The 5,501-nt window shown below is 66.0% G+C and carries 5 protein-coding genes; 3 read left to right on the top strand and 2 right to left on the bottom strand.

Annotated features, from left to right (window positions below; genetic code table 11):
• Nucleotides 1–309 precede the first annotated feature (309 nt).
• Complete coding sequence (locus tag ACR2JA_RS10375; protein ID WP_434009007.1) at nucleotides 310–1,716, top strand: cytochrome P450; 1,407 nt, start codon at nucleotides 310–312, stop codon at nucleotides 1,714–1,716.
• A complete protein-coding gene (locus tag ACR2JA_RS10380; protein WP_434009008.1) occupies nucleotides 1,713–3,008 on the top strand; it encodes a hypothetical protein in 1,296 nt (431 codons plus the stop codon). The genes ACR2JA_RS10375 and ACR2JA_RS10380 overlap by 4 nt, the downstream gene beginning before the upstream one ends.
• Before the next feature lie 30 nt (nucleotides 3,009–3,038).
• Here the strand turns inward: ACR2JA_RS10380 and tal are convergent, their stop codons facing one another.
• Nucleotides 3,039–3,983 carry a transaldolase gene (gene tal, locus ACR2JA_RS10385; protein ID WP_434009009.1) on the bottom strand — a complete coding sequence of 315 codons (945 nt, stop codon included), beginning with the start codon at nucleotides 3,981–3,983 and terminating at the stop codon, nucleotides 3,039–3,041.
• A gap of 60 nt (nucleotides 3,984–4,043) precedes the next feature.
• Between tal and ACR2JA_RS10390 the strand changes: the two genes are divergently transcribed.
• The gene (locus ACR2JA_RS10390) at nucleotides 4,044–4,892 is read left to right on the top strand and encodes a MurR/RpiR family transcriptional regulator (protein ID WP_434009010.1); all 849 of its coding nucleotides are present in this window, start codon (nucleotides 4,044–4,046) and stop codon (nucleotides 4,890–4,892) included.
• Between the two features lie 269 nt (nucleotides 4,893–5,161).
• Here ACR2JA_RS10390 and ACR2JA_RS10395 read toward each other — a convergent pair.
• Nucleotides 5,162–5,501: oligopeptide/dipeptide ABC transporter ATP-binding protein (locus ACR2JA_RS10395; RefSeq protein WP_434009011.1), on the bottom strand; the 340-nt coding region annotated here is incomplete at its 5' end.

A 5,501-nucleotide genomic window follows, 5' to 3' on the forward strand; every position in this document is an offset into this window, starting at 1 on the left:
GTCACATCAAGGGCATCAGACATCGGCGTCGATGGTGCGCTCCGACCACTCACGCACGCGCGGCTGGCAGGGTGGGCTATCGGCGCTGTCGCAGAACGCAGCCGAGTACTGGGCCCATGCTGCGTGCGCAGCATGCGACGGTGTCTCGACGAGACATGCAGAGGGGTCAACCATGGGGGCATTGTAAAAACCGGCACACGGATCAGCGCCGACCAGGTGCATCGCTGCGCCGGAACAGGATGCGACACGCAAGGGAGCGCATGAGGGCAGACGGCCGGCCGATAATCCAGGCTTTCAAGCGTGCCACCCATGGAAACCCGCTATTGCCCGGTCTACCCCCGTCCCGTCCAGAACCGCTGGGTGGCGATGTGGCGTGCGCTCACGGGCCGCGCGTCTTTGCTCAGCCAGATCAGCGAGACGGCCTACCGCATGAAAATGGGACGCCTGCGTGCCCCCGGGCTGCTGACCTTCATCGTGAACGAGCCCGCATCGGTGCGGCAGGTGATGGTGGAGCAGAACGACCGGTTCCCCAAACACCGTGTGATGCACGATCTGCTCAAGCCCTTGCTGGGCCGCAGCATCTTCACGGCCAATGGGCCGGCATGGGAGCGCCAGCGCAAGCTCATGGAGCCGGCCTTCGAGACCACGCGGATGGAGCACGCTTTCCCGCGCATGCGGGCCAGCACAGACGCGCTGATGGAGCGCCTGGCCCGGCTGCCGGCCGACCAGCCCTGCGACATCGAGCGTGAAATGACCCATTTCACCGCCGACACCATCTTCCGCACCATCTTCTCGACACCGCTCGAAGCCGGAAACGCCAGGCGCATCTTCGACTGTTTTGCGGCGTTTCAGGAGGCCACATCCAAAGCCACCGAACCGCGCTACCGACCGAACTGGTGGAACCGGATGTGGCGAGGCACCGACCATGCCCATGCAGCCAACCGGCTGGGCGGCGACATCCGCGAACTGCTGGCGCAACAGGTCAGCGCCCGCTACACGGCCTACCACGCGGGAACGGAAGCGGCCGATCAAACGGACATCCTGGCAGCCCTGCTCAAGGTCCGAGACCCCGACACCGACCAGCCCCTGAGCGAGGAAGAACTGGTCAACGAAGTGGCTGTGCTGTACCTCGCCGGCCATGAAACCACCTCCAGCGCGCTGTCCTGGTGCCTGTATTTCCTGGCGCGTGCACCCGACATCCAGCAAAGGATGCAGGCGGAACTGGACGCGGTGCTGGGGCCTGAGCACCAGACCATCGAGCTCGAATCCCTGCGCTCGCTCGATCTCACACGCCGCGTGTTCCGCGAAACCCTGCGCCTGTACCCGCCACTGGGCTTCCTGCTCCGGGAGGCCTCTCAGGACTGCCGCCTGCGGGACCACGAGGTCCCCAAAGGGACGGCGATCGTGATCTCACCCTGGATCATCCACCGCCACCGGCGTTACTGGGAGCGGCCGGACGAGTTCGATCCGGACCGGTTTCTCACCGAGGCTGGCCGCGCCAGTGCCGCCCAGGCCTACCTGCCCTTTTCCATCGGTCCCCGTGTCTGCGTGGGGGCCGGGTTCGCGCAGCAAGAGGCCCTGCTGGTGCTGGCCACCCTGGTGCGGCGTTACCACCTCGCACCGGCACCTGGCCGGGTCCCCTGCCCGATGGCCTTGCTGACACTGCGCTCGGACATCGGGATCCGGTTGATGCTGCGTCCCCGCACAGGCGCATGACCTTGCCGCTGAACACTTCGGTTACCCGCGACACGACCGTCATCGTGCAACGCCGTCTGGTGCTGTACCTGAGCGGGTTCGATCCCCAGGGCCCTGCGCGATACCACCGCCTCTACAGGGAACAGGCTCAGGAGCAATGCAAAACCTCAGGGCATCGCATCGCGGTGGGTACACGCCAACGCATCGACCCGACGCGTGAGGCCTGGGACATCCAGGCCGACATCGAGGGCCAGACCTGCCACACCCGTTACGAATTCCTGCGCTGGGACGACATCGTGCGCGCGCACTGGCACAACGGCCACAGCCGCTACCTCGCGCTCACCGCCCTCACCGCCTGGCGCACCTGTCTGGATGGCTCGCTCTGGCGCCTGTACCGCAGGTCATGGGTGGGCGCCCTGGTCTGTGCCGGGCCGATGCTCGTCCTGCTGTTGAACACGCTGATGACGCTGCTGCTGCTGGGCCTCATGCTCGGCACATGGGCACAAACAGGACCTGGTGTCTGGAGCGGCCTCGCGGCCACCGCCACCGCCGCTGGTCTGTGGGGCGTGTGTCGGCTGAGTCTGCACAGTGAAACCGCATGGCACATGGGCTGGACGATCAGAAGCCACTGGTTCACCACCCGACAAGGGCGGCTTGAGATCCCCGAACTGGAGGCTCGACTGGACCAGCACGCCACGCGTCTGCTGGACGCACTGAACGAACCCGAATGGGACGAAATCCTGCTGGTGGGCCACAGTTCGGGCGCCATCATGGCCACTGCGGTGGCTGGCCGCGCGGCCCAGCGTTCACCCAGCGCAGTGGCCCAGCCCCGTCTGGGACTGCTCACCCTGGGCCAATGCCTGCCGATCCTGAGCTACCAGCCCACCGCCCAGCGCTTTCGCGCGGACATCCGCGCAGCGGCCACCGCGTGGGGCGAACGCTGGCTCGATTTCACCGCACCAGCCGACCGCTGCTGCATGGCACTGAACGACCCCGCCGAAGCCGTACAGGGCATGGACGGCCTAGACTGCCCCAGCCCCAAGGTGCTCTCGCCGCGTTTTGCCAACCTGTTCACGCCCTCCACCTACGCGCAGCGGCGCCGTCGGGAGCAACTGTTCGACATGCACTTTCAATACATCCGAGCCAGTGAACTGCCGGGCACCTACGATTATTTCGCCATCACGGCAGGCCCGCAAACGCTGGCCGCCCGCTTCGCCGACCAGCCCAATGCCAAGGGCTGGCGCGGGTTTGAACGCTTCGGCGGCCCGTTTCCCGGACTGACACAGACCTCTGCGGTGAAGTCTGCCGACTGATCCCCGGACAGCGGCCGAGCGATCGGGTCTTCAAAGGCCCATGAGGCTTTCCAGCTTGATCGTGTCCGCCACAAACGCGCGGATGCCCTCGGCCAGTTTCTCGGTCGCCATCGCGTCTTCGTTGAGCGCAAAGCGGAAAGCCGCTTCGTCGTACTGGACAAACGGCACGTCCATCGCCTGAGCGGCATTGGCGTCCAGCGCCCGGGTCAGCGGCGCGTCGCTGCCCGCCAACTGGGCCAGCAGATCCGGGCTGATGGTCAGCAGGTCGCAACCGGCCAGTGCGGTGATCTGGCCCACGTTGCGGAAGCTCGCGCCCATCACCTCGGTGGCGATGCCGTGCTTCTTGTAGAAGTTGTAGATCGCCTTCACCGACTTCACACCCGGATCGTTGGCACCGGCCATGGCGGCCTCGTCCCAGCCGGCGCCGGCCTGCTTCTTGTACCAGTCGTAGATGCGGCCCACAAAGGGCGAGATCAGTTGCACCTTGGCCTGGCCGCAGGCCACCGCCTGGCAGAACGAGAACAGCAGTGTCAGGTTGGTGTGGATGCCATCGCGCTCCAGACGCGCCGCGGCCTGAATACCTTCCCAGGTGGCCGCGATCTTGATCAGCACACGGTCCACATGCACGCCCTCGCCCTGGTACAGGTCGATGATGCGGCGCGCACGCGTCACGGTGGCTTCGGTGTCAAAGCTCAGGCGGGCATCCACTTCGGTCGACACGCGGCCAGGAACGTGCTTGAGGATCTCCATGCCGAACGCCACCAGCAGGCGGTTCATCACCTCGTCCTGGCCTTGGGCGCCGTACTTGGCCACCGCGTCCTGCAGCAGGTGGGCGTATTCGGGCTTCTGCACCGCCTTGAGGATCAGCGATGGGTTGGTGGTCGCATCGCGCGGGGTGAAGGCGGCGATCTGCTTGAAGTCGCCGGTATCGGCAACGACGGTGGTGAACTGTTTGAGGGCTTCGAGCTGGTTCATGGTCGGATCTCAGGGTTGACGAGGTTTCACAGAAACATGTAACTGGGTTACCATTTTCGCATGTTGGACCGCATCAAAGCCTCATTGCCCTCACTGGCCCCTGCCGAACAGCGCGTGGGCAAGCTCGTGCTGCTCGATCCGCGCACTTTCGCCAGCCTGCCAGTGGCCGAACTGGCGGATCGCGCCCACGTGAGCAAACCGACCGTGGTGCGGTTCAGACGCAGCATGGGCTACGACGGCCTGTCGGACTTCAAACTCAAGCTGGCAGGCACGGTGAGCGAAGGCGTGCCCTTCATCCACCGCAGCGTGGACGTGGACGACAAGGTGGGCGACGTGCTGGTCAAGGTGATCGACAACACCGTGGCCGCGTTCCTGAAGTACCGCAACGACGCGTCCACCCACTCCATCGAAAAGGCGGTGGACGCCCTGTTGGCGACCTACAAGAACAAGGGGCGCATCGAGTTCTACGGCGCGGGCAACTCGGGCATCGTGGCGCAGGACGCGCAGCACAAGTTCTTCCGCCTGGGCATCAACGCCATCGCCTACAGCGACGGCCACATGCAGGTGATGAGCGCCTCGTTGCTGGGCCCGGGCGACTGCCTGGTGATCGTCTCCAACTCTGGCCGCACGCGCGACCTGATGGACGCGGCCGACATCGCGCGCAAGCACGGCGCCACCGTGATCGTGGTCACCGCCAGCGGCTCACCACTGGCCACCGCGGGCCACATCCACCTCGCGGCCGACCACCCCGAGGGCTACGACCGCTACAGCCCCATGACCTCGCGCCTGATGCACCTGATGGTGATCGACGTGGTCGCCACCTGCCTGGCGCTGCGCATCGGGGGCAGCAAGCTGCAGCCGCTGCTCAAGGAAATGAAGAACAACTTGAGGAGTAAACGCTACGCCTGACCGTGCGCGCTGCGCACAGGTCAGGCGTCCCCCTGCGCCGCTTCGCTTCTTCCCCCAGAGGGGGACGATGCCTGTGGCTCGGCATAGCCGAAGCCACGGCATCCTGGATTTTCGGACACGCGCGCCGAACAGGTCCTAGGACGACGGGCGCTCCCCGCAGCGAAATAAAGGAGGAGGCCCGCGCAGCGGGCCGGGGGACATTCGCGGAGGGGAGCGCCCATCGTCCGCTTCAACGCCCAGACGTTTGAGCGCCCTGCTCCGCCTGAGCGTCAGATCCGCCCTTCCTCCACCGCATGGCAGGCGATGCGCACGCCGCCGATGGTCTGCAGCACGGGCCGCTCGTTGCGGCAGCGGTCGTTCACATGCGGGCAGCGCGGGTTGAAAGCGCAACCACTCGGCGGGTTCAGCGGGTTGGGCACTTCGCCCTGCACCGGCGTGCGCGCCCGGCCGGTGTCGTGCATCTTCGGGATCGCGTCCAGCAGCATGCGCGTGTAGGGATGGCGCGGGCTGTCAAACAGGGTGTGCTTGGGCGCCAGTTCCACCAGACGGCCGAGGTACATCACGCCCACCTGGTCGCTCACGTGCCGCACCACCGCCAGGTTGTGGCTG

It is taken from the genome of Hydrogenophaga sp., from assembly GCF_051007235.1.
Classification (GTDB): Bacteria; Pseudomonadota; Gammaproteobacteria; order Burkholderiales; family Burkholderiaceae_C; genus Hydrogenophaga.